Genomic DNA, 26,154 nt, shown 5'->3' with positions numbered 1-26,154 from the left:
GGTCGGAGGCACTCAGAGAGGCGGATCAGTGGCTAATCGTGCAACCAGCCTGGCGCTTCGCGGCCCGTCGGCCTTTCGACGGTGGTACGGATCCTTGCATCCGTCGCTCCAGTTGATCGGGCTGCAACTGTGGCTCCCTCTCTTCTTCATCGTGATGTTCTGCCTCTGCTACGTGGCCGCCTTTCACGCGCCACACCCGCACGAGGTGCCGGTCGCCCTCGTCGATGCTCCGGCCGGGCTTCGGGCCGCCATCGAGAAGGCGCTTCCCGGCGTACTCGACCTGCAGACGTACGCGTCACTCGACAGCGCCCGGCAGGCCGTCCTCCATGGTCATGTCGCCATCGCGTTCGATGGGTCGACCGACACCGTCTATCGCGCCACCGCCCACCAGTACCAGGTCGCCGCGCTCATTCCGGCGACACTCGAGCCGATCTTCACAGCCCAGGGCATCACCGTCACCTCGACCGACCTCGCGCCGCTTCCGGGGTGGGACGAATACGGCACGGTCTCGCTCTACCTCATGCTCTCGTGGTGCATCGGCGGCTACATGGTCGCGATGTTCATCGGTCTCATGGGCGCTCCGCTCCGCCACCGCACTCGCGTCGTCGTCATTCTGAGCGGCGGTGTGCTGATCTCGGCGATCACCAACACGCTCGCGGGGCCCGTCATCGGCGCAGTCCACGGGCACTTCGGCATGCTCTTCCTCATCGGCTGGGGCTGGATCGTCGCGATCGGCCTCGCGGTCAACGGCTTCAGCTACTTCGCGGGCCGGTTCATCGCGCTGCCCGCGATGGTCGTGTTCATCTTCTTGTCGATGCCCTCGTCGGGTGCGGCCTACCCGTCGTGGTTCATGCCGCAGCCGTTCGCCTGGCTCAATCACGTGGTCGTCGGCTCCGGCATCACCGAGATGCTCAAGCGCGAGCTCTACGACGTCGGGCCCGGGTTCGGCCGCGGGCTCACGATGATGGCGGCGTACGCCGTCGGCGGCGTCGTCCTGATGATCACCGGAAAGCAGTTCTGGGAGCGACGGCGCATCCGCGCCATCCTGACGGGGAGCACCACGATGTTCCAAGACGCTCAGGCGGCGAACCGCGAGTTCTTGATCAGTGAACGCGACGAGGTGCTGGCCCGCCACGGCCTGTCGCGCAGCGATACCGGCACCATCGCGACCATTCCGGTCGACGAACGCGCCGACTTCCGGGGCCCCGACGACTTCGATTCCGCTCACGGGTTCGACGACCCATCGACGTCCGACCCTTTCCTCGGGTCTGTCACGGGGCTCGAGGCCGAGGCGCCCCGCACGCGGCCCGTGCAGGTGCCCGCCGGCGCTCGGCGCGAACCGCCCGCTCCACCCACCGGCGACGGGGGCTCGTCGGGCGGCGGCGTATCCTGAAGCGGTGACTCGCCTTCAGCTCCACCGCCTCTTCTTGGGGCTCGTCGTCCTGTTCATCGTGGGCGCTGTCGTGCTCTACGTATTGTCGATCGTGCTCGCCTCCCGCGGCGGAGACACAGCGCGCCATTTCGACAGCTACGCGATCTTCGCCTTCATGGGCGCCGTGCTCTTCGGCATTATCGACTTTTTCGTGCGCCCGGTGATGCACGCCACGGCCGACGGCTCGCGCGACGTCGACACTCCGCTCAACGGGTAGCTGTCACTGTCTGGACGGGGCTCGGCGGTCGGGGCTCGGCGGTCGGGGCTCGGGGCTCGGGGCTCGGCGGTCGGGGCTGGCCGCCAATTTGAGAGCGATCCCGGCTGAACGACCCGCACGGCAGCAGCTCGTGTGACTCGGACTGCAAATCGCTCGCAAAATGACCACGACGCCGACGGCGGCGATCACGATCGAGGAGATACCCGCCCTCGGGGCCGAGCCCTGCCGATCGCGGAGAAGTGCGCTCGCGAGTCGAGCAAATCGGCCAGGATCCGCGGATCCTCGTCGCCAATATGCGAGCGATCGCGACTACCAGACCCCACACGGCAGTAACTGGTGTGAGTCGGTCGCCAAATCGCTCTCAATTGAGCATGGGCCGGGGAGCGAAAACCTCCGGATGCCTACAAAGATGCCGGAAAAGTCAGACGTCGCGCTCGGGGTAGGGGGCGCTGTCGATGATGAGGTTGGCACCGCGGACGTTGCGCGCGGCGACCTTGACGGCCTGACGGGCGAACATCGCAAGCACGCCCGCGACTCCCGCCCAGAAGATGAGGCGCCCTTCGGCACCCAGGAGGGCTCCGGCGATGACGGCAGTCCAGACGGCGGGCCACACGAGGGCTGCTACCCAGCCGACGGGGCGAGAGTCGCCGTTGTTGTTCTGAGGGGTACGGCGGTTGTCGCCCGGACGGCGGACACGGCGTGTCACCCGGCTATCGAAAACGGTCATGATGCTCCCTCAGCTGTGCTGATTTGTCACCCGACGGGTGGCAATACACCGAATCTACTGACTGATCAGATCGGGCGCGTCCCCCTTTCAAGGTGGCACCCATTCGGGGGAACAACCCTCAACTTACGCGGGTCCGAACCGAATCGGGCGGTGCGTAGAGACAGTTGCCAGGTCGGGGCCGAAGACGAACTCGCGCGAGACGTGTCCCCCATCGAGCACTTCGGGGAGCCACCGGCGAGCGTCGTCCCACATCTGATCGAGAGGCAGATCGGACACGTCGAACCACTCGGGGTCGAGCTCGTCACTGGGGGACGGATCACCGGTCCAGCGCGTCGCGACGAAGACCGTCGAACGCTGACTCCAGGTCGGTCGGTGCGGAAAGAGATAGCGCAGGTCTCCGCGTCGATCGAGGTCGCTCTTCTCGACGATGACGCCCGACTCCTCCTCGATCTCACGGACGATCGCGTCGAGCTCGGTCTCCCCCGCCTCGAACTTGCCGCCGAGGCCGACGAAGAGACCCTTGCCGAGGCCGCGCTTCTTGCGACCGAGGAGAACCTGACGACGCCCGCCGACCTCGCGGCAGAGGTAGGCGACGCAGACGCGGAGGAGGTCGTCGGGCACCTGGGTGGCGGCAGTCATCCACCCATCGTGCCAGGCGTAGCATCGACGGATGGTCGAGAGAGACGTCCGCATCGATGGCTGAGGGCAGCACCCCCGAGCGTCCCCGATTCGCCGGGGCGGGGCGCAGCCTCGAGGTACTCCGTGCCGAGGCCCACGACGAGCTGGCGACTCTGATCGAGCTCCGCTGCCGACAGGGAGAAGACCCGTGGGAGGTCATCCCCGACCTGCCGAGCGTCGACGAGCACGTCGTGATCTCGCTCCGGGCCGATGCGTTCGGGCATGCCGGATCAGGATCCCCGACCGGGCTCGGGCTCGACGCCGAATTGGAGTTTCTGCGCGAGATCGCCCTGTGGCATCCCCCGCTCAGCCGTGCCGTCTGGTCGCTCTCCTACAGACTCGAGACAGCACCCCGTCACTAGGCTTGTCGCATGGCCATTGCTGATCTGCCCGAAGCCCCCCGCGCACCGAAGAAGCCCGTCACACGCAGTCACCACGGCCGCGACTTCGTCGACGACTACGAGTGGCTCCGCGAGAAAGAAAGCCCCGAGGTCATCGCGCACCTCGAGGCCGAGAACGCGTTCACCGAGTTGACGACGCGACACCTGGAGGGGCTCCGACAGACGATCTTCGACGAGATTAAGGGGCGCGTGCAAGAGACCGACCTCGGTGTCGCCACCCGCGAGGGGTCGTACTGGTACTACTCACGCACGGCCGAGGGCAAGCAGTACGGCATCCAGTGCCGGCTGCCGATCGACGGGCCCGACGACTGGACCCCGCCCACGATCGAAGCCGGGGTTCCGGCCGAAGGTGAGCAGGTCATCTTCGACGGCAACATCGAGGCCGAGGGCCACGACTTCTTCTCGCTCGGCAGCTTCGACGTCTCCCCCGACGGCCGCCTCCTCGCGTTCGGTGTCGATCTCGAGGGCGACGAGCGCTACACCCTCAGGATCCGCGACCTCGTCACCGGAACCGACCTTCGAGACGAGATCCGCGAGACCGCACCCGGCGCCACTTTCGACGCGTCGGGCCGCTATCTCTTCTACCCGACGGTCGACGAGTCGTGGCGGCCCGACACGATCTGGCGCCACGAGGTCGGCAGCACCGGCGACGACGTCAGCATCTTCCACGAGACCGACGACCGCTACTGGATCGGCATCGGCCTGACCCGCAGCCGTCAGTACCTGGTGATCGAGGCGGGCTCGAAGATCACGAGCGAGACGTGGATCCTCGACGCCTCCGACCCGACCGGCGAGTTCCGCGTCGTGTGGCCGCGCCGCGAGGGAATCGAGTACGAGGTCGACCACGCCATCGTCGACGGCAGCGACCGACTGCTCGTCTTGCACAACGAGGGCGCAGTCGGCTTCGAGCTGGTCGACGTTCCGGCCGACGACCCCGCCTCGACGACCGACCGCCGCGTGGTGCTCCCCCACCGGGCCGATCGTCGGCTCGAATCGGTCGACGCCTTCGCCGGTCACCTCCTGATCGACTTCCGCGCCGACGGACTCTCCCAGATCGGCATCGTGCCGCTCCCGGGCGATAACAGCGGATTCGGTGCCCTGGAGGTGCTCGAATTCGACGAGGCCCTCTTCACGGCCGGTTGGGCGGGCAACCCGGAGTTCACCCAGGCGACCGCGCGCTACGTCCTGTCGTCGTTCGTCACCCCGACGACGATCGCCGACCTCGAGGTCGCGACGGGCGAGCGTCGGATCCTGAAGCAGCAGGTGGTGCTCGGCGACTACGACGCCGACGACTACGAGCAGAGCCGCGAGTGGGCGACAGCCGTCGACGGCACCCGCGTGCCGATCTCGCTGGTGTGGAAGCGCGATGCGGTGACGCTCGGCACTCCGTCGCCGGTGCATCTCTACGGCTACGGCTCGTACGAGCACAGCATCGACCCCGCCTTCAGCGTCGCGCGCCTGTCGCTGCTCGACCGCGGCGTCGTGTTCGCAGTCGCGCACGTGCGCGGTGGCGGCGAGATGGGTCGCGAATGGTACGAGAACGGCAAGACGCTGACCAAGCGCAACACCTTCACCGACTTCGTCGCGGTCGCCGACCACCTCATCGCCGAGGGGCGGACCACACCGGCCCAGCTCGTCGCCGAGGGCGGAAGCGCCGGCGGCCTGCTCATGGGCGCGGTGGCGAACCTGGCGCCGGGCCGCTTCGCCGCGATCCTCGCCGCTGTTCCTTTCGTCGACGCCCTGACGTCGATCCTCGACCCCGACCTGCCGCTGACCGTGATCGAGTGGGACGAATGGGGCGACCCGCTCCACGACCCCGAGGTCTACGACTACATGGCGACGTACACGCCCTACGAGAACGTCGCCGACGATGCCTCCGGCTACCCGAAGATCCTGGCGGTGACGAGCCTCAACGACACCCGCGTGCTCTATGTGGAGCCCGCGAAGTGGGTCGCGCGACTGCGCGACGCAGGAGCGCCCGCGTCGATGAAGATCGAGATGCAGGCCGGGCACGGCGGCGTCTCGGGGCGGTACGAGTCGTGGCGCGAGCGGGCGTTCGAGATCGCGTGGCTGCTCGAGGTGCTGGGACTGGCGGGCGACGTGTCTGCCACTGACGCGGCGGTGTCTGCCGCGTCCGCCTCGTCGGGGAGCTGATGCCCGACTGGGTCGCCCTCCTCCGGGGCATCAACGTCGGCACCGCGAAGCGCGTGCCGATGGCGGCCCTGCGCCAGGTGTTCGTCGATGCGGGGCATGCGGAGGTCGCGACACTCCTGAACAGCGGGAATGTGGTTTTTCGGGCTGCGGGAGACCCGGATCCTGCGCTTCTCCGACGGGGTGTGCGAGAGGCCACCGGTGTCGACTGCGAGCTGATGGTCGTGTCGGCCAGGGCGTTCCGCGCGGTCGCCGAGGCGAACCCGTTGCGCGCCGAGGGCCGGCCCGGCAATCGGATCGCGGTGTCGTTTCCGGCCGGGGTGATCGACGTCTCGGTCGGGCGTCCCGCTGCGAGCGAGCTGGCGCCCGAGGAGCTCGTCGTCAGCGCGTCTGCCGTCTACCAGTGGCTCCCGGACGGCGTGCTCGCGACGAAGGTGCCAGCCGCCTGGTGGCGTTCGCTCGGGGTGGCCGTGACGGCTCGCAACGACGCCACCGTGGAGAAGATCGTGGCGCTGCTCGACGGTCGCGCCTGAGCCGCGCTCGTCGAGACCTCAGAATCGACCGGTTTGCTGGCGCTGGAGGCGTCAATTCTGAGGTTTCGGCGGTGCAACCCGCAAACTACAACTTCTCGGCGAGCTTGGGCAGGCGGCGCAGGGAGCGATCGCGGCGGGCGAGGGCCAGAGCCGTCAGCACGCCGTACCCGAACGTGTCTTCGCCCGCCCACCGGGCGACATCAGCCGCCGCTCGGTAGCGCTCAGAAGCCGCGTGCGCGTCGAGCGCGTCGCCCAGGGCATCCTGCAGGGCATGCGCGGCTTTGGGGCTGACACTCCCCTTCAGCGTCGCCCCGCGCTGAGCATCGATCGCGTAGCGCAACCGCCGGGCGGCCTTCCGTGCCCGGTGCAGGAGCTCCGCGTCGAACTCACCGCTCTCTCCGTAGGCATCGGCGACCGCGACCGCTCGGCGGCGGGCCCGCTTCGATTCTTTCGCGATCTTGAGGGCGGCGAACTTCGACGCCGACTTGTCGGCCGAGTCGCCCGTGATCGACTCGATGCCTCCCGGCCCGATCAGCGCGTCGAGCCGATCGAGCGTCTCGAAGTACGAGACATCGTTCAGGATCCGGCTCAGGTCACGCCCGGCCTCCGCCCCGAGTTCGCCGAGGGATGCCCGCAATCGAGCGAGCGTGTCGTGCGTCACCAGTCCCTCCGGCGCATCAGCGAGGTCGAGGGCCAGTTGCTGCTCGGCCACCTCGATGTCGCGGGCGACCCCGGCTGCCGCACTGACGGGGGCGAGGGCCGCGTCGAGGGCGGACGCGGTCTCGGGGTCGATGACTCCTGAATAGACCCGGAGGAGGCCCCGGAGCCGACGCACGGTCACCCGGAAGCGATGCACCGCATCGTCGGCGCCATCGCGCGCCGGAGGGTCGAGTCGCTCGAGGTCGTCGACGAGAGCCGCCATCTGGACGAGAAGAAACTCACCGGCCGACGACGGGGCCAGAACAGCGCCGTCGTCACCCGGCAGGGCGATCGCCTTCGTGCCGGGCAGGGAGTCGCCGAGGCCGCGCGCCAGCTTCGACTTCGACGCCGACACGCTCGCCCCGGCGCTCTCGAGCACGCCGCCGACCGAGTCGAGCACCGCTTCGCCGTCGGACCGGCCGACGCCGGGCGCGAGCTCGACCTCCCATTCGCGCCAGGAGCGGATTGCGGCCGTGTCGGGGTTCGTGGCCGTCACCTCGTCGTCGGCGACCTCGCCGAGCGGGTCGCCGTCGATGTCGAGCAGGGTCGTCACGGTGCGACGCGTCTCGAGCACCAGCACCGGGTGGAGAGGCCGTCCCCGCAGGATCACCTCGACCGCAGACCGGAGCGCCGCGGGCAGCGGCTCGTCGGCGGCCGCGCCGAGGGGAGCGTGCAGTTCGTGCCGTGCCGGGGTGGCTGTCGGCTCGGCGTCTCGTGAGGCGGGCAGCTTCACGTGCCATCCGGCGTCGTGACCCCCCTCGCGGCGGCGCAGTGTGATGCGATTCGCCAGCAGGAGGTACTCCGCCGTGTCGAAGTAGACCGCCCGCAGCGTGAAGGCCTCCTCGGTGGTCGTGGTCACCACCGGGCCGACGCCCGTAAGCTCCGGCACCCGGGTCTCGCGGTCGACGTCGTACTTGCGCTCGATCTCCAACTGCCGCTTCATGCCCCCCTGTCTATCGGATGCGGGTGACAAACGTCGAGGCACCCGGCGTAGTCTGCTGAAATGGACGCTGTCGCCCCCTCACTTGCCGGATGGATGGCGCGCCAGCGCTGGTACGCCACGAAAGGCCGCCTGCCCAAGATCAGAGTCATCGGCAGCATGGAGTCGACGGTCGACGACGCTCTCGTGATGACGCTCCTCGTGATCGACGAAGCTCCCGACGTTCCGGTGCTGTATCAGGTGCCCGTCGTCGCAAGGCCGACCCCGCTCTCGGGAGGCGACCACGCCTTTATCGGGTCGAGCGACGGCCTCTATCTCTACGACGGTCCGCACGACCCCGCCTACACTCACGAGTTGCTTCGCACCCTGGTCGAGCGGCGCCGGGTTGACGGCTCCGACCTTCACGCCGAGGGTCATCTCGTCACGGATCCTGGTCGCGTCGTCCGCACCAAGGTGCTCGAGGGCGAGCAGTCGAACACGTCGATCATCTACGACGTCCAAGACGGTCCGGTCGACCGGGTCATCACGAAGGTCTTCCGCGTGCTGCACCACGGTGACAACCCCGATGTGACCTCACAGGCGGCATTGACGCACGGCGGCTCGTCGCGGGTGCCGGAGTCACTCGGCTACCTCACGGCGAGCTGGCCCGACCCGGGTCGCGAGGGCGGCGAGGCGAGCGGGCACCTCGCCTTCGCTCAGGAGTTCCTCTCAGGATCCGAGGACGCCTGGCGCGTCGCTCTCGACGCGGCCCGCAGCGGCGTCGACTTCACCGACTCGGCGCGCGCCCTCGGCGAGGCAGTCGCCGAGGTCCACGCCACTCTCGCCTCCGAGCTCGGCACGGTTGACGCCGGCCCCGACGAGGTCGACGCGGCACTCGTCAGCATGCGCCGCCGCATCACGACCGCGGCGCGCGAGGTACCGGCGATCGCCGAATACGAGGGTGCGATCAACGCCGTGTACGACGCGGTGGGGGCGCGCGACTGGCCGTCGCTCCAGCGCATCCACGGCGACCTCCACCTCGGGCAGGCCCTGCAGTCGCCGACGCGCGGCTGGGTGCTGCTCGACTTCGAGGGCGAGCCGCTCCGGCCGATGCCCGAGCGGTCGAGGCCCGATGTGACCCTGCGCGATGTGGCCGGGATGCTGCGGTCGTTCGACTACGTCGCTGGATCCTTGGCGCAGGAGCAGCCCGCGGTCGACGCATCGGAATGGTCGCACGCGGCACGCCGGGCCTTCATCGACGGCTACGTCGCCGCTTCGGGCATCGACGTGCGCGCGCAGCGCACCCTCCTCGACGCGTTCGAGATCGACAAAGCCGTGTACGAGGCCATCTACGAATCGCGCAACCGCCCGGGCTGGATCGGGATCCCGCTCGGTGCGGTCGGGCGGCTCGTCTCTCGGAGCGCGCCAGCCGTTCAGTAGCGGCCTCGCTCCTGTAGCGGCGTTTGCAAATTTGAAGGAGATCCGGCGGCTGCTGGGGCCCGGATCCGCATGAACACGTCGCGCGGCGCCGGTTTTTCCTTCAAATTTGCAAGCGCTCGCCCGCCCGCCCGCCGGACGGCCCGACCTACGGCCGGGGCACGTTCCGCAGGTTCGACCGGGCCATCGCCACGGCTTCGCCCGCCCCACCGTTCATCACGATCTTCGACATCGCCAGGGCGAAGCCCTTCACCTGCGCTCCGGTGATCGTCGGCGGCAGAGACAGCGCCCGCGGGTCGGTGACGATGTCGACGAGCGCGGGGCCGTCGTGCTCGAAAGCGGCCTCGAGTGCATCGTGGAGGTCACGGGGATCCTCGACCCGGACAGCGTGGATGCCGAGAGCCCGGGCGACGGCCGCGTAGTCGGTCGATGGCACGTCGACGCCGAAGTCGGGGAAGCCCGCGACGAGCATCTCGACCTTGACGAGCCCGAGTGTCGAGTTGTTGAAGACGACGATCTTGACAGGGACCTTGTAGGCGGCGACGGTGACGAGCTCCCCCAGCAGCATCGATAACCCGCCGTCACCCGACATTGAGACGATCTGCCGGCCCGGGTAGGCGAACGACGCGCCGACCGCCTGCGGGAGGGCGTTGGCCATGGAGCCGTGCAGGTACGAGCCGATGATCCGACGGCGGCCATTGGGCGTGATGTAGCGGGCGCTCCACACGTTCGACATGCCGGTGTCGGCGGTGAAGATCGCGTCGTCGGAGGCGATCTCGTCGAGGACGCTCGCGGCGTATTCGGGGTGGATCGGCACGATCTTCGTCGCGTCTTTCGTGTACGAGCCGACGACGCCGTTCATCAGGCGTTCGTGCTTCTTCAGCAGCCCGTCCAAGAACTTCCGGTTCTTCTTCGGCTTGAGAAGCGGCAGCAGCGCGCGGATCGTCGGCCCGACCTCGGCGTGAACGGGCAGGTGAACGTCGACTCGGCGACCGATGTTCGCCGCATCGGCATCGACCTGGGCGACCTTGACCTTGTCACCGTCGGGCAAGAACTGGTCGTACGGAAAATCGGTGCCGAGCATCACCATCACGTCGGCATCGTGGATTCCGGCGTGAGCGGCTCCGTAGCCCAGCAGGCCGGTCATGCCGACGTCGAACGGGTTGTCGTACTGGATGACGTCTTTACCGCGCATCGAGTGCCCGACCGGCGCCTTGAGCACGTCGGCGAGTCGGATCACGGTGTCGTGCTCGCCGATCGCCCCGGCGCCCACGAACAGCGCAACGGTCTTCGCCTCGTTGAGTGCGTCGGCGAGGTTCTGCAGGTCGTCGCGATTGGGCTCGAGCGTCGGCGGTTTCGTCGCGACGTACGCGGGCACGTGGCCCGCCGCCTCGAACTCGGCGATATCGCCCGGCAGTGTGATCACGCTGACGCCGTTACCGGCCAGCGTGTGCCGGATCGCACTCGCGACCACACGGGGCGCCTGCTCGGCCGTCGAGATCATTTCGGAGTAGCCCGAGCACTCGGTGAACAGGCGGTCCGGGTGCGTCTCCTGGAAGTACGACATGCCGATCTGGTTCGCCGGAATGTGGCTCGCGATCGCGAGCACCGGTCCGCCCGAGCGGTGGGCGTCGTACAGCCCGTTGATGAGATGCAGATTGCCCGGACCGCAGGATCCGGCACACACCGCGAGCTGCCCCGTGAGCTGGGCCTCCGCCGACGCCATGAACGCGGCGGCCTCCTCGTGCCGCACGTGGATCCAGTCGATCCCACCCTTTGCCGACCCACCCGTCCGGCGCACCGCGTCGACCACCGGGTTCAAGCTGTCGCCGACGATCCCGTAGATTCGACGCACACCCGCCTCGACGAGTTGCGCGATGAGCTGGTCGGCGATGGTCTGCGGCATGGATGTGCCCTTTCGTCGGAAGTCGGTGGTGTCTCGTCCACTCAACTCCTCGGATCCTTTGCTGTCGATCCTCGCGTTGTCAGATGCCCGGCGTATTCTTCTCGACATGACCACCATCGACGCGACCTATGTGCCCGAGGCGGGCACCATCACGATGTTCTCGACCGGCTGGTGCGGCTACTGCGCACGGCTCAAGCAGCAGCTGACCAAAGACGGCATCGCGTACACCGACATCAACATCGAAGAGACGCCCGGCACCGCCGAGATCGTCGAGCAGGTCAACAACGGCAACCAGACCGTGCCGACCGTGATCTTCCCCGACGGGTCGTCGGCGACCAACCCGTCGCTGGCCGAGGTCAAGTCGCGCCTGTAAGCGTTCTCGCCCCGGCGACGAGCTAGCTGTAGTCGTCGGGGTGGTCGGTGCCGAGGGTGCGGTACGGCTTGCTCGACTTCTTGAGTTCGGGCTCCGGTTCGCCCTCGGGCCTCGTTGCAATAGGTGCTGTCGTCCGGCCGAGCAGTGCCAGCATCGTGGGCAGGTTGACGATCAGCACGAGCGCTCCAAAGACGCCCCCGAAGCCACCGATGAGCCTGCCGCCGGAATCGATGAGGAGCCCCAGCCCGGCGCCGACAAATGACACGAAGAGCAGCGGTGCAGGCCACAGAGTCAGAAGCCCTCGACAGAGACCGACGCGAGAGCCCTCTGCTCTCTTCGCGGCAGCTATGCGGTCGTTGACCGAGACGTTCGGCTCGCGGCTGGCCCGGTAGGCCGCGAGGATCTCTTTATCGGCCTCCGGCGTGAAACTCGGTGAGCCCCCGAACTTCTGACTCTCGGTGATCGCTGGCCGCCAGCGGAACAGCTCGATCCACGCCGCGATCGCAGCGGCGGCTAAGCCGACGGCGAAAGACACGAGGATCCGCGCCCCCTCGGTCTCGAATCCGGGCACGAGCGCGTGGAACAGCGCCGCCCCACCCACCCCGAGCACCACCACCGTCATGACGAGGGTTCGGCGTCGCCGTGGCGTGACAACCTCGCGCGCGTACGGGGCGAAAAGCCGCCACCCCTCGCGGAGATCGTGCCCGAGGGCCATCGTCAGCCTGCGGAAGGGGCGAAAAACTCGATGGCGTTACCGTCGGGATCCTTGACGTTCAAGACTGTTCCGTAGGGGGCTTCGACGAGGTCGCCGTCGATTCCGGCATCCGCGAGGCGGTTCTTCAGGGCCACGACGCGGCCCCGGCTCGGCACGGCGAAGCTCACGTGGTCGAGCCCCGGGTGTCGGGGGTCGAAGCGGTCGGCGTCGCCCTTCACGGTGTACTCGGTCACTCCGAACACCTGGCCTTCGCCGACCGGGAAGATCTTGCGGACGAAATCGTCGGTCACCAGTTCACCTGCGGGCTCGGTCTCGAACACCGAGGTGAAGAACGGCAGGCTCTTCTCGAGGTCGGTCACCGTCAGGGCGACGTGGGCGTATCCGTTGAATTCGGGCATGTTCGGGTTGCTCGCTTCCGTGCGACGATCGTTGTCTGGCCCGAGCTAACACCCCGGGTGCTGGGCGAGTTCTGCACAGCTGTCCCCCTCGCCCCCTGCTCGGCGGCGGCCGTCGGCAGTCTGGTGCGATGTCTCTTGCTCCTGGCCCCGAGCTTCTCGTGCACTCGTCTTCATCAGAATCCGACGAGCGGCTTGCGCGCGCCAGAGGCGAACTCGTGCGACTCGTTCCGGGCCGCTACGTCCGGGCCCAGCACTGGCGCGTGTTCGACGATCGCGAACGCTACCTCATGCTCTCGTTCGCGGCACTGTCAGCCCTGCGCTGCGACGCCGTGCTCTCTCACGCAAGCGCGGCAGCGTTCTGGGGCCTGCCTCGCTTGGGTGCGTGGCCGTCGCGTGCCCAGGTGACGGTTCCCGCCGCCACGACCTCGACCGCGAATCGCTGGGCCTATAAGCATGCAAGCAGGCTCTCGGACGACGAGACCCTTGAGTTCGCGGGGTTCCGAGTCACGTCACCCGCACGCACAGGAGTCGATCTCGCCCTGGTCTCGTCGTTTCGCCAGTCGGTCGTGGCACTCGACCACGGCCTGCACGTCGGACTCTTCGATCAGAATGAGCTTCTCGATCTCAGCAGCGATCGGTCAGCAGTTCGAGGGGTGGTTCGGGCCAAGCGGGCCATCGAATTTGCCGACGCGCGAGCCGATCGACCCGGCGAGTCGCTCAGCCGCGTCGTGATCCACGAAGGAGGCTTCGAAGAGCCCGACCTGCAGAAGCACTTCCCTAACCCGACCGGTCCCGACGCCTACGGCGATTTCTGGTGGCGAGGGTGCCGCCGAGTCGGCGAGTTCGACGGCGAGGTGAAGTACCGCGATGCGCGCATGAGATCGGGAAGGTCACCGGAGCAGGTCGTGATCGACGAGAAGAACCGAGAAAACTGGCTTGCTCGTCAGCCGGGAGTGAACGGTGTGGTGCGCTGGGACTGGCGGACCGTAGTGACGCCGGGTGCCCTCGCGCGTCTGTTGCTGGAGGCGGGGGTGCCGCAGGTTCGTAGTCGCGTTTCGCGGGTTTAGTCGCGGAATAACGCGACTAAACCTGCGAAACGCGACTAGACCCGAGCAGGGCGCGGAGCGCTAGCGACGACGCTGCGGCGCAGCCTTCCGCGCCGACGGAGACGCCGAGAGCGCCTCGGTCAGCAGCGCGACGAGGGCGCCGAGCTGGATGTCGGACGAAGCCACGATCTCGGAGTCGTCGCCGTCGAGGGCTCGGGCCGCGAGGCCGGCCTTCGAGTCGATGAGCTCGGCGATCTTGGTGTCGATCGTCTGGGCGGCGATGACGCGCCAGGCGGTGACGGGCTCCTCCTGGCCGATGCGGTGCACGCGGTCGATGGCCTGAGTCTGCTCGGCGTCGGTCCAGGAGAGCTCGGCGAGCACCACGTTGGAGGCGACCTGGAGGTTCAGGCCGACGCCCGCCGCGGTGAGCGAGCAGACGACGATCGAGACGGAGGGATCGTTGACGAACGCGTCGATGTTTTTCTGGCGGACGCTCGGCGTCTGGTCGCCGCGGATCGACGCGAACTTGATGTCGCGCTTGGCGAACGTCTCGGAGGCGGTGTCCATCACGTCGATGTGCTTCGCGAAGAACACCACCTTGCCGACGTTGCGGGCCAGCTGCGCCGTGTAGTCGGCGGCGAGGCCGGCCTTGGCCTGGCCGATGCGGCGGACCATGCTGAACACGTTCTCGCCGGTCTTGGCACCGTCGCCGTCTTCGAGCTCCCACTTGGCGACCTGGCGCACCAGGTCGTGGTCGATGCCCTCGACGCGCACTCCGGAGGTGCGAGTGGCCAGAGCCGTCTGGTAGCGGGTGACGAGCTTCTTGGCGAGCTCGCGCTCGGCCTCGCGGATGGAGCGGCCCACCTCGTCGTCGAGCTCGACGGGGAGGTCGGCGATACGGCGGGCGGGGATGTCGGCCGCGACGTCGACCTTGCGGCGGCGGACGATACCGAGATCGATCACCGAGGAGCGCGCCGAAGCGAAGAATCCGGGCTCGGCCGGAGTGAGGCCGGTCTCTTCGAGGGCCTCCATCAGTTCGGGCCCGGGCTTTTTGTCGTCGATCCAGCCGAGGAACTGCCAGATCGCGCGGAAGTCTTCGATGTCGTTGATGAGGGGCGTGCCGGTCAGCGCCATCAGGAGAGGATGAGCGGTGCGGGCGCGGATCCTCGAGGCGAGCTGGAGCACGTTGCGCGAACGCTGCGAGTCTTTGTTTTTGATGAAGTGCGCCTCGTCGACGACCATGCCGCGGAACCCGAGGTCGCCGAGCCAGCCGACGTGGCGGTCGAGCACCTCGTAGTTGACGATGACGATGTCGGCGAAACCGTCGATGGTGTCGCCGTCGCCGTGGATGACAGTGGCGGTGCGATGTGGCGTCCACAGCCCGACCTCGCGGGCCCAGTTCGTCTTGACGACGTTGGGCACCACGACGAGCAGGGGGTACGCGTCGGCGGCCTGCGCGGCGAGCAGCGACTGCGCGGTCTTGCCGAGGCCGGGCTCGTCGGCGAGGAGGAACGTGCGGTGGCCCTCGGCCGCGGCCTGCACGACCTGCGCCTGGTGACGCATCATCTCGGTACCGCCGGGGGCGCGGAGGGTGGAGGGCTCGGGGAGCTCCATGCACGCGGAGGCCCCGCCGGCGCCGTACTCGAACGACTTGAAGAGCGGACCGAAGAGCTCCCAGTTGGCCAGGCGGCGCGGGTGCACCTCTTTGACCTCGGCGAGCGCGAAGTCGGGCGCGAGGAAGGGGTTGGCGAGCTGCCGGGAGACGATCGACTGCGGCACGACCTGGCGCTCGGTGGCGACGCGCGCGACCGGTGCCTCGGTGGTGATGATCAGGTCGTCGGGGCTGAGCTCGACGCCGGCGGCGATGAGCATGTCGCGCTTGAGCGACTTGGCCGTGTCGGAGACCACGGCTTCCTCGGCGAGAAGGGCGATGAGCGACGTGTCGCGGGCCGCGGCCTTGGCGAGGATCGTCGCGACGCCGTCGAGCCGCTTGAGCTGCTCGGCTCGGTCGGCGTCGGTGACCGTCTTGTCGGCTTTGACGCGGGCGCGCTCCTCGCGCATGAGCAGCGCGACCACCTGGAACTTCGTGCGGACCGAGGGCTTGACGGGGCCGCGCTGGGCGGCGGCCTCGACCTCGCGCACGGCCTTCGCCAGCACCGGGATGATGCCGTCGTTGTCGAGATCGCGGACGCGACGGTGGTTCGAACGGGAGGCGGTTCGTGTACCGCCGGACTGGCGCTGGCCTGGTCGAGCCAAGGCTCCTCCTAATGGCAACCCGCGGTTCAGTGGCCGGGGTGTGGTGTCGGCAGACGGCAGAAACGCCGATGCGGACGATGTCGAGGGACTGCTTCGGGACCGGCATTCGGTGACGACCCCGGGTGTGCGGAGGACAGGAGAAGGAGACCCCCGTCGGACTCGCATCCGGATCGGATGCGGTGACCACGCGACGCTTGCGTCGCGACCCGCTTGCACTGCATCAGACGAACGACGGCGCTGATAGCGGCCCCTCGCGACTCGGTGCAGGGCACAGTTTACGCCCGCGACGCCGCCGGTTGCCACCACGGCCCTCCTCGGGCGTGTCAGGCGTCGCGGCGCCGCAGGCCCCGAGTCGTCGGCCCCTCGATGACGGTGCCGTCCGGGCGGAACCTCGACCCGTGCAACGGGCAGTCCCAGGTGAGCTCCTGGTCGTTCCAGGCGACCACCCCGCCGAGGTGCGGGCACACTGCCGAGAGCGAGCACGTCTCTCCATCGACGGTGGAGCGAGCGACGGGCGCGAGCGCCTCGGATCCTACGCGACCGCGCCCCTCGGGCGGTGTCTCGCCCGGCTGCAGAGGATTGGTGAGAGCCCTCGTCCAGCCGCGGGCCAACCACCAGGCGACCGCAAGATTCTCGCCGAGGCCGGCACCGATCGCGACGGGGGTGGTGACGCGGTGATGGATGGTCTTCATCCAGTCGGAGTTGTCTCCGACGACATCGGAGACAAGCATGCGTGCCGCCGAGATCGCGTTCGTCATGCCCCACGAGTCGTAGCCGGTCGCGAGATAGATGCGGCCACGGCCTCGCGGCAGGTAGCCGACGAAGGGCACGCCGTGTGGGGTGGCGTAGTCCTGCCCGCTCCACACGCGTCGGATGCGCGCGGTGGGCCAGTGCATGCCCGCCCAGTCGTGGAGGTCGCGGGCGAGGACGGCCTCCGAGGCTGCTCGCCCCACCCCGTGCTCGTTGCCGGCCACGAGCAGCTGACCGCGGTGGCTCCGCACCGACCGCCCGGGGTCGTCGACCGAGGTGTACATGGCCTCGGGCAGATCGCTCTCGGGCACGTCGGAGAGGACGAGCCCGAGCGACCGGCGCGGCGAGAGCTTGGCGAAGTAGAGGCCACGATCGAGGATCGGCGCCCCCGTCGTGAGGTGCACTCGCTCGGAGCGGACCTCGCCGAGCTCCGTGTGCGTCGTCGCCGGGTCGCCCGCGTGGACTCCCGTCACGCGCACGTTCTCGACCACCACTCCCCCGAGCGCCCGCACATCGGCGGTGAGGGCGGCGAGAAGCTCGAGCGGGTCGACCTGCGCCTGGTCGCGAAGCCGGACCGCCCCGATGGTCGCGAACGGCACGTCGAGATCCACTGTCTTGACGAGGTCGAGGCCGGCCGCGCGACCGACGAGGTACTCCCCGTCGACCCGGGCGAGCCCGCGTCGCGTCGTCGCGAAAGTAAAGGCGTCGCGGCGCTCCAGATCGACTCCGGCTTCGTCGGCGTAGTCGATGAGCCAGTCGAAGGCCTCGCGATTGCCTTGCACGGACGCGTCGACGACGCCCTGATAGGTGCGCCGGTGGATCTTCTGCAGCTGCGCCCCCTGCAGCAGGCTCACCATGGCGGCCGAGCTGCCCGCGACGAGCCCTCCGATGTGCCCCGCCTCCAGCACGGCGACGGTGTGCCCACGACGGGCGAACAGCAGGGCCGTTACCAACCCCGTCAACCCGCCGCCCACGATCACGTCGTCGTATGTGGCCAGCGGCTCGAACTCGTCGGTGGGGATGGAGCGGACCGTGTCGAGCCGGGGCGGGGTCATTGGTCCTCCGAGAGGGTCAGGGGTGCAGGTGCACCGTGCCCACGCTAGGCCCGTCGAGAGCGGCTGGTTCGGCGTGTTCGGCCGGACGGGGCCAGAGCGCCCCCTCGGCCGCGTCGATCAGCTGCAGCGCTTTCCCGCGGCCGACCGGCGTTCCGAGGGTCGCCTGGCCGCCGGCGTGGGCCAGAAGCTGCGACGCGATGGTCGGCGGGAGCCGATCGGCCCACTCCGGGTGAAGGGCGACCCACTCGTCGGCGACGGCGTCGGCGATCTTCTCGCACGCGCGGGCCTCGGCCTGATCGCCGTTGCCCCGGTGCCACTGGGCGGTGACGACGAGATGCGCGACGAGGGCGCCGGCATCGCGCGCCGGATGCCCGAGCCCCGCCGTGTCGATGTCGAGGAGGCCGGTGACGACGCCGACCTCGATCGCGTCGACGAAGAGCTGCTCGAGATGCAGGTCGCCGTGAACGACACGCAGCTCTCCCTTCGGCCAGCGACTGACGCGCGCCTCGATCTCGTCGTAGATGCCGTGGATCATCGGCGCCCGGTCGGGGAGCGACTCGGTCAGGCTGCGCCGGTGCCAGGAGCCGTTCTCGAGGGCATCCGCCTGCGCGTGCTGGGTCAGACCCACCCGCGCGACGGCTTCGGCGAGCGCCACGACCCCCGACACGAAGCCGGTGCTCGCGGCGAGGCCCAGCACGCGAGTGCCGGCGGGAACACCCGCGACCCTCTGCAGCACGAGCAGTCCGTCGGCCTGGGCGGCGATCACGATCGGCACCGGCAGCCCCGCTCGCGCGAAAGCCCGGTGCTGCGCGGCGATCGGCTCGGCCCGTGTCGGCCGCACCACCTTGATGAACAGGGTCGTCTCGGGGCTCTCGACTTTGATCACGGCGCGCTTACCCGGGCGGTAGGCGGCGACGGTCAGTGTCGGTGAGCTGATGGGGACCCCGATCCGGGCCAGGAGATCGACGACCCGGTCGGGGTAGGTGACGCTCGCGAGAGCGGGGAGCGCAGGATCCGACGGGTAGGCCCACACACGCACCGGCGAGCCGGTCGCGGGGTCGCTCACGACGCTGCCTCCCTCGCGCGCGCCGGCTTCGACGGAGGCGGGGTCGGTGTCGATAAAGGTCAGGACGGTCGACGACGTGCCGTCGGCATCGAGCGTGTCGACCTCGTACCCGAAGAGATAACCGTCGCCCGAGGGCTCGACCGAGTGCGGACGGAACGACAGCACTCGCGCCCCGCTGCCGCGGAAGGCCGCGGGCAGAATTTCGGCGGAATTGGGCCACACACCGTCAGTCAACTAGTTTCCCGACAGTTCGTCACGGATACGGGCGGATGCGGCGCGCCGCGGCCATACCGACCGGCCGTACCCTTGACCCCGTGGCCCCCACCCCGAGCAGACTCGTCGCGCGGCTCCGCCAGCCGTCGAGACTGCCGCTGCTGCAGGTGGTCAAGACGTCTCTCGCCGTGGTGGTCTCCTGGATCCTCTGCTTTGTGATCCTCGACCAGGCGCTGCCGATCTTCGGCGCGATCGCCGCGCTGCTGGTCGTGCAGCCGAGCATCAACCAGTCGTTCGGCCGTGGCCTCGAACGGAGCGCGGGCGTCGTGATGGGCGTCGCGCTCGCCTACGGGGTCGGTGCCCTCTTCGGTCACGACCAGACCTGGATCGTGCTGGTCGCGGTGATCCTGGCACTGCTGGTGGCCTGGGTGGTGCGGCTCACGCCGACGTCGTCGACCCAGGTGCCCATCTCGGCGATGCTCGTGCTGTCGGTCGGCGTCGTCACTCCGGGCTATGCGTTCGATCGCATCATCGAGACGGTGATCGGCGCGGTGATTGCGCTCTTAGTCAACGCACTCATCGTGCCGCCGGTGCTGCTCGGCCCCGCGCACCTCGCGCTCGGGCGGCTCGCTCGCGACCTGGGAGCGGCTCTCGACTCGCTGGCCTCGGCTCTCGAGACGCCGACCTCCCGCGTCGACCTCGATGCGGCACTGACCCGCGCCCGTGCGCTGCGTGACCTGCAGGCTCGGGCGGCAGCGGGGGTCACCACGGGCGAGGAGAGCCTCACTCTCAACCCGCGGGCGAAGCGGCAGCGGCGGATCCTCGAGGCCGATCGCGCGCTGCTCGGCACCCTCTCGAACCTGGTGCACCGGGTGGTCGCCATGACCCGGTCGCTGCGCGACAACTACGACCCCGACCTCGTCGACGACGACGTGGTGGCCGGGATCGCCGATGAGCTGAGGCGGGCGGCCCATGACGTGCGACTGCTGGTGCACGACCGAGAAGAGAACGCGGCCTCAGGATCCGGCGGCACGGCGCCCGCGAATGAGCCGCCGGCGCTGACCGCCCCGCTCCGGGTTCTGGCACCCGGCCCCGAGCACTGGATCCTGATCGGGTCTCTGCTCGAAGACCTGCGGCGGGTGCGCGAGGAGCTCGTCGGCGACAAGTAGCGGCGTGCGGGCGGGCCGTCAGCCTACGAGCTGGGCCACTCCGTGTCGAAAGGCCCCGGGTTACGCCGAATTCGTCGGCTGAGGGTCCGCCGGGCCCGCCGTGGCCAGCGCTGCGAGCACCGCCGCCCGCCCCGCCGCGTGCCCGAGCAGCTGGAAGTGCCCATCGATCGGCACGCGGACGTTGCGCGCCCCCGGCAGGTGGCTGCCCTCGGGCACGTGCCCGTCGAAGTCGGCATAGACGGAGGTGATGCGGGCGTTGACGTCGACGAGGCCGCTGAGCCGGGCGAGCGCGGGGTCTGACGGGAGAAAGGGACGAAAGCCCGAGGTGGGTACGAAGCGCGCCATCCGGGACCCTGAGAACGGGCTGTTCACGGCGACCATGCGATCGATGCGACCACCCCGATCGGTGTCAAGCATCATCGTCTTGCCGATGATGCCGCCCTTGCTGTGGGCCAGTATCACCACGCCCCGGAGGTCGTGCGCGTCGAGGATCGCCTGCGCCGTGAGCGCCGTGTCGGCGATCGGACGACGATTGTGCGCGAGCCCGGGCACGATGACGACCGGGTGTCCGGCGTCGTTGAGAGTGTCGGCGAACCAGCGCAGCAGCCGCCACGATTCGTAGACGCCGGGCAGCAGCAGAATCGGGGCGAGGTGGCCTTCGCGATAACGCTTCGGCACGGACGCGTCGGTCAGCAGCGAGCGGAGATGGCTTCGGGTGACGAATTCGTAGTCGCGCGGCAGAAAGCGAAGATAGTGCAGGATCCCGCCGCGGCGCCTTCGATTCCGGTCGTCTCGTTCCACGCCGTTCAGCGTAGGCGACCCTGCGTCGCGTCGGCTCGTGCCGCCGGGGTCAGGGCCGATCGGCCCAGTCGACCGTATTCACCCCGTCCAAGCCCTCGGCGATCATCTGGTCCCAGCGCGTGCACAGCGACGACCAGGTCGGCGGCCTATCGGCGGCCGCGCGAAGGACCATGCAGGCCCAGCGCGCATGCCCGGCTCGCGTTGCGGCGAAGGCGGCCTCGACCACGGCTCCCGTGACCTCGTCGACCACGCGGATGCGGTGCGACATCGTCATGAGGTCGATCAGGTCGAAGGCGTGAAAGGCCGAGACGAGGCTCTGCTCGAGTGTTCGCACGGTCGGCGGCAGCACGGCTCCCCACGCCGATGACGCGACCACCGGTGGTCTGGCGCGCGAGGCCGTCGACGTCTGTGCGGCAGCGGTGGCGACCGCACCGCACTCCCCGGGTGTTCTTCCCATCATGGTGCCCCCTCAGGCAATCAGGTGGTCAAAGAATACACCCCGAGGGGTACAGCTACTGAGGCCGCAACGAAGGACGGGGACTACCGTTCACAACACCGTTCAACTCACGAGGAGGAACCATGTTCCAAGGATCCGAAAAACTTCACGACAACCTTCAGAAGGTTCTGGTCGACCTGATCGAACTGCACGTCCAGGGCAAGCAGGCTCACTGGAACCTGCTGGGTTCCAACTTCCGCGACCTGCACCTGCAGCTCGATGAGATCGTTGACGCCGCCCGCGGCTTCTCCGACGAGGTGGCCGAGCGCATGCGCGCCGTCTACCTGGTGCCCGACGGTCGCACGAGCACCGTCACCAAGAGCACGAGCCTGGCCGAGTTCCCGGCCGGCCCGGTCGAGACCACCGATGTCGTCGACCTCATCGTCGATCGCATGTATGCCGTCACCGACACCATGCGCACCGTGCACGACGACGTCGACGACGAAGACCCCACGACGGCCGACGTGCTGCACTCCGTTCTCGAGCGCCTCGAGCAGCTCGCCTGGATGACCGGCGCCGAGAACCGCCACCCCGAGAAAGACCAGCGCTCGAAGGCGTCGCGCGAGCGCGACGACAAGGCCAACGAGGCCGGACTCGACCGCGTCGGAGCCGTCGCCAACTGACCCTGCGCCACGAGATCAGATTCACCGGAGCGACCTGAGGAGCACAGCCCATGGCTGACCAGACCTACGACTACGTCATCATTGGCGGAGGCATGACCGCCGACGCCGCCGCCAAAGGCATCAGAGAGGTCGACGGCGACGGCTCGATCCTGATCCTCAGCGACGATGTCGATGCGCCGTACACGCGGCCTGCGCTCTCCAAGAAGCTCTGGATCGACCCGGATTACACCCCCGACGACAATGACCTCGGCACGGTCGACGAGACCTCTGCCGAGGTCCGCTTGTCGACGAGGGTGGACCGGCTCGATCGGATCGACCGACGCGTCGTCACGACCGGTGGCGAGAGCATCGGCTACGGCCGACTGCTGCTTGCCACCGGCGGGCAGCCGACGACCCTCGACCTGCCGAACGACGACGAGCGGGTCATCTACTTCCGGACCGCCGAGGACTACCGCCACCTGCGCGCCCTCTCCGGTTCGGGCAAGCACGTGGCCGTCGTCGGCGGTGGGTACATCGGCTCCGAAATCGCCGCCGCTCTCGTGCAGAACGACACCCGGGTCACCATCGTCTTTCCCGACGACCACCTCGGCGGCTCGGTCTTTCCCGAGTCGGCGCAGTCCGCATTCGAGGCCCGCTACCGCGACCACGGAGTGACGCTCGCCGCCGGTCGACGTCTTGACAAGGGCGTGACCGCGGCGGAGGGCTTCCTCCTCACCCTCGACGACGGCTCGACCCTCGAGGTCGATGGAGTGGTCGTCGGCCTCGGCATCGAGCCCTCGGTGGCGTTGGCGGAGGCGTCCGGGCTGGCAGTCGACGACGGAATCGTCATCGACCTCCGCCTGGCGACCGACGACCCCTTCATTTCCGCCGCGGGCGACGTGGCCTCGTACCCCGACGTGATCCTCGGTCGTCGTCGGGTCGAGCACGTCGACAACGCCAAAGAACAGGGCGCTGCTGCCGGACGCATCATGGCGGGCTCAGACGAGAAGTACACGCACACCCCGATGTACTACTCGAAGGTCTTCGATCTCGCCTACGAGGCCGTCGGCACTCTCGACTCGTCGCTCCAGACGGTAGAAGACTGGAAAGACGACGATTCGGCGGTCGTCTACTACCTCGACGGCGGAGTGCCGGTGGGAGTGCTGCTCTGGAACATCGCCGGCTCCACTGACAAGGCGCGGCAGGTGCTGGCCGAAGCGCGTGCGCTCGGCGCCGACAACCTCGTCGGTCTCATCTAGCGGCCTTCGACTCAGCCGAACAGTCGCGGCGGCAGCCCCGGCCGATCGAGCTCGATCGCGAAGACGCCACCGGAGAGCGGGAACTCCCTCAGCTGCTCCTCGGTGGCGTTCTCGCGAGCCGAGCCGACGTAGAGGGTCGACAGATCGGATCCTCCGATCGTGATCCCGGTGACGTTCGGCGCCGGAACCTCGATCGTCTCGAGTTCCTCGCCCTCGGCCGACAGGTGCACGACGAGGCCGGCTCCGTAGACCGCAGTCCAGAACTCGCCGCGGGCGTCACGCACCAGACCGTCGAAGGCACGTCCGACCGCGAACGGCTCCAGCTCGCCCAGCAGGCCGTCGGCCCCGTACGAGCCGCGGAAGATCGTCTGCACTGCCGTGTCGGTCACCCACATCGTCGACCCGTCATCGGTGAACTCGATGCCGTTGGTCGTGCCGAAGCCTCCCTTGAGCACCGTAACGTCGCCCGCCGGCGTGACGCGATAGAGCCCCGCGTCGGGATCCTCGGTCGTGACCTCCATTGCTCCGACCACGAAGTTGCCGAACGGGTCGCACTTGCCCTCGTTGAGCCGCATTCCCGGGTGGCGGTGGCCGATCGATGCGAGATCCCCAAGGATCCGGCCCTCGTCGTCTGTCTCGACGACGCGATCCCCCAGGGCCGCGATCAGCCCTCCGCCCCGCCTCGGCTGGAACGACGCGAGGGGCGGAGGCAATTCGCTCTGGCGGTCGGCCGAGCCGTCTTCCGAGGTGCGATGCAGCAGGCCGAGCGTGATGTCGCACCAGAGCAGCTCGTTGCTGGCTGCGTCCCAGACGGGGCTCTCCATGAGGATCGCGCGGGCGTCGAGCAGAAGTGTGGGTTCGGGCATGCCTCCGGTCTATCAGACCGGCGCCGAACTGCGGGGATCACGGGGGACGCCGCCCCGTTCGCCCAGCCGCAGGGAGCAGGCTAGAGGGGTGACTGACACGCTCGAGCCCACCACCGTCCGCAACTGGCGAACGCCGTCGATTCGTGAAGACGGCTACGTGCCGCTCCGCTCCTACGGGGTCATCGGCGACGGACGCACCGTCGCCCTGATCGCCGACGACGGTCAAATCGACTGGCTTCCCATGCCCGAAATGGACACCGACCCGGTGATCGCCGGCATCGTCGATTCGGGCAAGGGCGGTCGCTTCGAGTTGCGCCCGGTCACCGACGATTTCGAGGTCGACCGCTCGTACATCCCCGGCAGCAACGTGCTGACCACCCGGTTCCGTACGCCGACCGGAGTCGTCGAGATCACCGACGCGCTCGTCACCGGTGTCGCCGGGCGCCTGCCCTGGTCGGAGCTGGTGCGCCGTATCGAGGGCGTCGAGGGATCGGTCGATCTCGCCTGGGCGGTCATTCCGGGCAACACCTTCGGCACGAACCCCATCGAGCGCATCGACACCGTCCACGGCCCCCTGCTTCGGGCCGGCGACATCAACCTGATCCTGATCGGCTCCGAGCACGGCCGGACCGACCCGACCGACGAGGGCGACGGCGTCTCCGACGGACCCCTGGAGTTCCGCGGTGCGTTCACGACGACGCCCGGCTCGCGCACGATCCTCTGCCTGTGCGGCACGAAAGACGAACCGATCCACATCCCGAACGCCGACGTCGTCGATCAGGGTATCGACCGCACCATCGACAACTGGGCGCTGTGGTCGAAGAACTTCTCCTGGGACGGCGCCTGGTCGGAGGCGGTCACCCGCTCGACTCTCGCCCTCAAACTCCTCATCTACAGCCCCACCGGCGCCATCGCCGCAGCCTCGACCGCGGGGCTCCCTGAGAACCTCAACGGCAACAAGAACTGGGACTACCGCTTCGCCTGGGTGCGCGACCTGGCGTACACCGTCGAGGCGCTGCTCAATTTCGGGCTTCGAGAAGAGCCGCATGCCGCGGTGTCATGGATCCTGAAGTCGCTCAAAGAACACGGCCCCGACATCAACATCTTCTTCTCGCTCGACGGAAGCCTTCCCGAGGATCCCACCGAGACCGGCTCAGAGGGATGGCACGGCATCGGCCCGGTCTACTCGGGCAACCCGGCTTCCGGTCAGCTGCAGCTCGGCGTCTACGCCGACATCCTCGCGATCATGAGCCAGTACGCCTCAGGCGGCAACATCATCGATGCCGGCACCGACAAACTGCTCTGCGCTTTCGCCGACGACGCCTGCCAGCAGTGGCAGAAGAAGGACTCGGGCATGTGGGAGCTCGAGGAGCTCCAGCACTACACCTCGAGCAAGATGGGCTGTTGGCAGGCGATCGACGCGGCCTGCCACCTCGCCGACATCGGACAGCTCCACCCCGAGCCCGACGACCTCGCGCACTGGGTGAAGAACAAGAAGATGATCGAGGAGTGGGTCGACGAGCACGGCTGGTCGGAAGAGCTCGGCTCCTACGTGATGTACCCGGGATCCTCGAAAATCGATGCGTCGGTTCTGCTGCACGCTCCCACCGGCTTCGACCGCGGCGAGCGTATGTCGTCGACGATCGACACCCTGCGCCGTGACCTCGGCGTCGGTCCGTTGCTCTACCGTTACTCCGGCATGGACGACGAAGAGGGCACCTTCGTGGCCTGCGCCTTCTGGGTGGTGTCGGCGCTCGCCTGCGTCGGGCGTCTCGACGAGGCGACCGCGCTCATGGACGAGCTCGTCGAGCAGGTCAACGACGTCGGCATGCTGGCCGAGATGATCGCCGAGGACGGCAGCTTCCTCGGAAATCTGCCGCAGGGTCTCAGCCACCTCGCGCTCGTCAACGCCGCGATCACGATTCACGAGCTCTCGACGAAGTAGCGGCCTGGCGGCTGCGGCCGTGAGACGTCTTGCGGACTAGCCGA

Annotated in this window: 24 protein-coding genes; 12 read left to right on the top strand and 12 right to left on the bottom strand. The window is 68.5% G+C overall.

Features of this window, described 5'->3' with window-relative positions; all coding sequences use genetic code 11:
• Positions 1-28 precede the first annotated feature (28 nt).
• Both VH571_RS11155 and VH571_RS11150 read left to right on the top strand, forming a co-directional pair.
• A complete protein-coding gene (locus VH571_RS11155) occupies positions 29-1,393 on the top strand; it encodes an ABC transporter permease (RefSeq protein ID WP_423264632.1) in 1,365 nt (454 codons plus the stop codon).
• A 4-nt stretch (positions 1,394-1,397) separates the two neighbouring features.
• Positions 1,398-1,649 carry a hypothetical protein gene (locus VH571_RS11150; RefSeq protein ID WP_055962622.1) on the top strand — a complete coding sequence of 84 codons (252 nt, stop codon included), beginning with the start codon at positions 1,398-1,400 and terminating at the stop codon, positions 1,647-1,649.
• 421 nt (positions 1,650-2,070) lie between these two features.
• Here the strand turns inward: VH571_RS11150 and VH571_RS11145 are convergent, their stop codons facing one another.
• The gene (locus VH571_RS11145; RefSeq protein WP_423264631.1) at positions 2,071-2,376 is read right to left on the bottom strand and encodes a hypothetical protein; all 306 of its coding nucleotides are present in this window, start codon (positions 2,374-2,376) and stop codon (positions 2,071-2,073) included.
• 123 nt (positions 2,377-2,499) lie between these two features.
• Entirely contained in the window at positions 2,500-3,015 is a 516-nt protein-coding gene (locus VH571_RS11140; protein WP_423264630.1) for an 8-oxo-dGTP diphosphatase, read from the bottom strand.
• A gap of 56 nt (positions 3,016-3,071) precedes the next feature.
• Between VH571_RS11140 and VH571_RS11135 the strand changes: the two genes are divergently transcribed.
• The 3 genes from VH571_RS11135 to VH571_RS11125 are packed head-to-tail and all read left to right on the top strand — an operon-like array spanning position 3,072 to position 6,139.
• Positions 3,072-3,416: a hypothetical protein gene (locus VH571_RS11135; RefSeq protein WP_423264629.1), complete on the top strand. Its 345-nt coding sequence runs from the start codon at positions 3,072-3,074 to the stop codon at positions 3,414-3,416.
• Positions 3,417-3,425: 9 nt separating this feature from the next.
• On the top strand, positions 3,426-5,609 hold the full coding sequence (locus tag VH571_RS11130) for a S9 family peptidase (protein ID WP_423264628.1): 2,184 nt from the start codon (positions 3,426-3,428) through the stop codon (positions 5,607-5,609).
• Entirely contained in the window at positions 5,609-6,139 is a 531-nt protein-coding gene (locus VH571_RS11125; RefSeq protein ID WP_423264627.1) for a DUF1697 domain-containing protein, read from the top strand. Before VH571_RS11130 ends, VH571_RS11125 begins: the two co-directional genes overlap by 1 nt.
• An 85-nt stretch (positions 6,140-6,224) precedes the next feature.
• Here VH571_RS11125 and VH571_RS11120 read toward each other — a convergent pair whose 3' ends face one another.
• The gene (locus tag VH571_RS11120; protein ID WP_423264626.1) at positions 6,225-7,781 is read right to left on the bottom strand and encodes a CHAD domain-containing protein; all 1,557 of its coding nucleotides are present in this window, start codon (positions 7,779-7,781) and stop codon (positions 6,225-6,227) included.
• A 60-nt stretch (positions 7,782-7,841) separates the two neighbouring features.
• On the opposite strand from VH571_RS11120, the gene VH571_RS11115 reads away from it, so the two are divergent.
• A complete protein-coding gene (locus VH571_RS11115) occupies positions 7,842-9,197 on the top strand; it encodes a maltokinase N-terminal cap-like domain-containing protein (protein WP_423264625.1) in 1,356 nt (451 codons plus the stop codon).
• A 145-nt stretch (positions 9,198-9,342) separates the two neighbouring features.
• Here the strand turns inward: VH571_RS11115 and VH571_RS11110 are convergent, their stop codons facing one another.
• Positions 9,343-11,100, bottom strand: coding sequence for a pyruvate dehydrogenase (locus VH571_RS11110; protein WP_423264624.1), 1,758 nt, complete (start codon positions 11,098-11,100; stop codon positions 9,343-9,345).
• Between the two features lie 106 nt (positions 11,101-11,206).
• Between VH571_RS11110 and VH571_RS11105 the strand changes: the two genes are divergently transcribed.
• Complete coding sequence (locus VH571_RS11105) at positions 11,207-11,473, top strand: mycoredoxin (protein ID WP_055963893.1); 267 nt, start codon at positions 11,207-11,209, stop codon at positions 11,471-11,473.
• A gap of 22 nt (positions 11,474-11,495) precedes the next feature.
• Here the strand turns inward: VH571_RS11105 and VH571_RS11100 are convergent, their stop codons facing one another.
• Together VH571_RS11100 and VH571_RS11095 are read right to left on the bottom strand one after the other, a co-directional pair.
• A complete protein-coding gene (locus VH571_RS11100; RefSeq protein ID WP_423264623.1) occupies positions 11,496-12,188 on the bottom strand; it encodes a hypothetical protein in 693 nt (230 codons plus the stop codon).
• Between the two features lie 2 nt (positions 12,189-12,190).
• Entirely contained in the window at positions 12,191-12,586 is a 396-nt protein-coding gene (locus VH571_RS11095; RefSeq protein WP_194605343.1) for a VOC family protein, read from the bottom strand.
• 128 nt (positions 12,587-12,714) lie between these two features.
• Here VH571_RS11095 and VH571_RS11090 point away from each other — a divergent pair, with 128 nt between their 5' ends.
• Positions 12,715-13,653, top strand: a complete 939-nt coding sequence (locus VH571_RS11090; protein WP_423264622.1) for a hypothetical protein — start codon at positions 12,715-12,717, stop codon at positions 13,651-13,653.
• 60 nt (positions 13,654-13,713) lie between these two features.
• Here VH571_RS11090 and VH571_RS11085 read toward each other — a convergent pair whose 3' ends face one another.
• The 3 genes from VH571_RS11085 to VH571_RS11075 all read right to left on the bottom strand — a co-directional run bounded on the left by VH571_RS11085 (position 13,714) and on the right by VH571_RS11075 (position 18,981).
• Complete coding sequence (locus VH571_RS11085) at positions 13,714-15,888, bottom strand: DEAD/DEAH box helicase (protein WP_423264621.1); 2,175 nt, start codon at positions 15,886-15,888, stop codon at positions 13,714-13,716.
• Positions 15,889-16,211: 323 nt separating this feature from the next.
• Positions 16,212-17,693: an FAD-dependent oxidoreductase gene (locus VH571_RS11080; protein ID WP_423264620.1), complete on the bottom strand. Its 1,482-nt coding sequence runs from the start codon at positions 17,691-17,693 to the stop codon at positions 16,212-16,214.
• 16 nt (positions 17,694-17,709) lie between these two features.
• Positions 17,710-18,981, bottom strand: coding sequence for a phosphotransferase family protein (locus VH571_RS11075; protein ID WP_423264619.1), 1,272 nt, complete (start codon positions 18,979-18,981; stop codon positions 17,710-17,712).
• A gap of 92 nt (positions 18,982-19,073) precedes the next feature.
• Between VH571_RS11075 and VH571_RS11070 the strand changes: the two genes are divergently transcribed.
• Positions 19,074-20,141 (top strand): FUSC family protein, encoded by a 1,068-nt coding sequence (locus VH571_RS11070; RefSeq protein ID WP_423264618.1) that lies wholly within the window; start codon positions 19,074-19,076, stop codon positions 20,139-20,141.
• 60 nt (positions 20,142-20,201) lie between these two features.
• Here the strand turns inward: VH571_RS11070 and VH571_RS11065 are convergent, their stop codons facing one another.
• Both VH571_RS11065 and VH571_RS11060 read right to left on the bottom strand, forming a co-directional pair.
• Positions 20,202-20,942, bottom strand: coding sequence for an esterase/lipase family protein (locus VH571_RS11065; RefSeq protein ID WP_423264617.1), 741 nt, complete (start codon positions 20,940-20,942; stop codon positions 20,202-20,204).
• Between the two features lie 49 nt (positions 20,943-20,991).
• The gene (locus tag VH571_RS11060) at positions 20,992-21,402 is read right to left on the bottom strand and encodes a hypothetical protein (protein WP_423264616.1); all 411 of its coding nucleotides are present in this window, start codon (positions 21,400-21,402) and stop codon (positions 20,992-20,994) included.
• Between the two features lie 119 nt (positions 21,403-21,521).
• On the opposite strand from VH571_RS11060, the gene VH571_RS11055 reads away from it, so the two are divergent.
• Both VH571_RS11055 and VH571_RS11050 read left to right on the top strand, forming a co-directional pair.
• Positions 21,522-22,061, top strand: coding sequence for a Dps family protein (locus VH571_RS11055; protein WP_123942540.1), 540 nt, complete (start codon positions 21,522-21,524; stop codon positions 22,059-22,061).
• Between the two features lie 50 nt (positions 22,062-22,111).
• Complete coding sequence (locus VH571_RS11050; RefSeq protein WP_423264615.1) at positions 22,112-23,299, top strand: NAD(P)/FAD-dependent oxidoreductase; 1,188 nt, start codon at positions 22,112-22,114, stop codon at positions 23,297-23,299.
• Between the two features lie 11 nt (positions 23,300-23,310).
• Here VH571_RS11050 and VH571_RS11045 read toward each other — a convergent pair whose 3' ends face one another.
• Positions 23,311-24,165, bottom strand: a complete 855-nt coding sequence (locus VH571_RS11045) for an SMP-30/gluconolactonase/LRE family protein (RefSeq protein ID WP_423264614.1) — start codon at positions 24,163-24,165, stop codon at positions 23,311-23,313.
• 88 nt (positions 24,166-24,253) lie between these two features.
• Between VH571_RS11045 and VH571_RS11040 the strand changes: the two genes are divergently transcribed.
• A complete protein-coding gene (locus VH571_RS11040; RefSeq protein ID WP_423264613.1) occupies positions 24,254-26,110 on the top strand; it encodes a glycoside hydrolase family 15 protein in 1,857 nt (618 codons plus the stop codon).
• The last annotated feature ends 44 nt before the right edge of the window (positions 26,111-26,154 follow it).

It is taken from the genome of Frondihabitans sp. 4ASC-45 (assembly GCF_049472575.1).
Lineage (GTDB): Bacteria > Actinomycetota > Actinomycetes > Actinomycetales > Microbacteriaceae > Frondihabitans.
This window is presented reverse-complemented; position numbering and strand designations above follow the sequence as displayed.